Annotated in this window: 2 rRNA genes (1 of these 2 only partly in view); both read left to right on the plus strand. The window is 54.6% G+C overall.

The window, feature by feature from the left end:
• Positions 1 to 1,588 (plus strand): 23S ribosomal RNA (locus AB0310_RS17045) (it extends 1,614 nt beyond the left edge of the window).
• Between the two features lie 111 nt (positions 1,589 to 1,699).
• Positions 1,700 to 1,816: ribosomal RNA gene (gene rrf, locus AB0310_RS17050) — 5S ribosomal RNA — on the plus strand.
• Positions 1,817 to 1,825: the final 9 nt, after the last annotated feature.

The following is a 1,825-nucleotide window of genomic DNA, read 5'->3' on the forward strand; positions in this document are numbered from 1 at the left end:
CGGAGAAGAACCGCCCAAGCTAATCCAGTGGTGCTAAACGTCCGAGCCTTCACATCGTCACCTTCGGGTGACACCGTGGAGGGGAGCACGTGACCCCATGCTGGTGCGGTTAGCGTATTAACAGGTGTGACGCAGGAAGGTAGTCCAAGCCAGGCGATGGTTGTCCTGGTGCAAGTGCGTAGGCCGAGTCGTAGGCAAATCCGCGACTCATACAGGCTGAGACACGATGCGGATAAAAAGTGGATGATCCTATGCTGCCGAGAAAAGCATCGACGCGAGGTTCTAGCCGCCCGTACCCCAAACCGACTCAGGTGGTCAGGTAGAGAATACCAAGGAGATCGAGAGAATCGTGGTTAAGGAACTCGGCAAAATGCCCCCGTAACTTCGGGAGAAGGGGGGCCTTCGACGTATTAGGACTTGCTCCGAAAGCGTTTGGAGGCCGCAGAGACTAGTGGGTAGCGACTGTTTACTAAAAACACAGGTCCGTGCCAAGTCGCAAGACGATGTATACGGACTGACGCCTGCCCGGTGCTGGAAGGTTAAGAGGACCGGTTAGCCGCAAGGCGAAGCTGAGAATTTAAGCCCCAGTAAACGGCGGTGGTAACTATAACCATCCTAAGGTAGCGAAATTCCTTGTCGGGTAAGTTCCGACCTGCACGAATGGCGTAACGACTTCCCAACTGTCTCAACCGCGAACTCGGCGAAATTGCATTACGAGTAAAGATGCTCGTTACGCGCAGCAGGACGGAAAGACCCCGTGACCTTTACTACAGCTTGGTATTGGTGTTCGGTGTGGCTTGTGTAGGATAGGTGGGAGACTTTGAAGCGGTGACGCCAGTTACCGTGGAGTCATTGTTGAAATACCACTCTGGTCACTCTGGATATCTAACTTCGAACCGTAATCCGGTTCAGGGACAGTGCCTGGTGGGTAGTTTAACTGGGGCGGTTGCCTCCCAAAAAGTAACGGAGGCGCCCAAAGGTTCCCTCAACCTGGTTGGCAATCAGGTGGCGAGTGTAAGTGCACAAGGGAGCTTGACTGTGAGACTGACAGGTCGAGCAGGGACGAAAGTCGGGACTAGTGATCCGGCAGTGGCTTGTGGAAGCGCTGTCGCTCAACGGATAAAAGGTACCTCGGGGATAACAGGCTGATCTTGCCCAAGAGTCCATATCGACGGCATGGTTTGGCACCTCGATGTCGGCTCGTCGCATCCTGGGGCTGGAGTAGGTCCCAAGGGTTGGGCTGTTCGCCCATTAAAGCGGTACGCGAGCTGGGTTTAGAACGTCGTGAGACAGTTCGGTCCCTATCCGCTGCGCGCGTAGGAAGTTTGAGAGGATCTGACCCTAGTACGAGAGGACCGGGTTGGACGAACCTCTGGTGTGTCAGTTGTTCCGCCAGGAGCACCGCTGATTAGCTACGTTCGGGATGGATAACCGCTGAAAGCATCTAAGCGGGAAGCCGGCCTCAAGATGAGACTTCCATACCTTCGGGTGAGAGGCTCCCAGCCAGACTACTGGGTTGATAGGCCAGATGTGGAAGCACGGTAACGTGTGCAGCTGACTGGTACTAATAAGCCGATGACTTGATAACACACCGTTTGTTGGTGCTTGCGTCCACTGAGTGGTTCTCGATGTACGGTCGAGAACTACCTTCAACAATGATTCATCATTGCTTTAGGTTTGATTGAAACATCAATAGTGTTTCGGCGGCCATAGCGTGAGGGAAACGCCCGGTCACATTCCGAACCCGGAAGCTAAGCCTCACAGCGCCGATGGTACTGCAGGGGGGACCCTGTGGGAGAGTAGGACACCGCCGGACTCCTTTTAG

The sequence above is a fragment of the Microbacterium meiriae genome (assembly GCF_040702565.1).
GTDB classification, from domain to species: domain Bacteria; phylum Actinomycetota; class Actinomycetes; order Actinomycetales; family Microbacteriaceae; genus Microbacterium; species Microbacterium meiriae.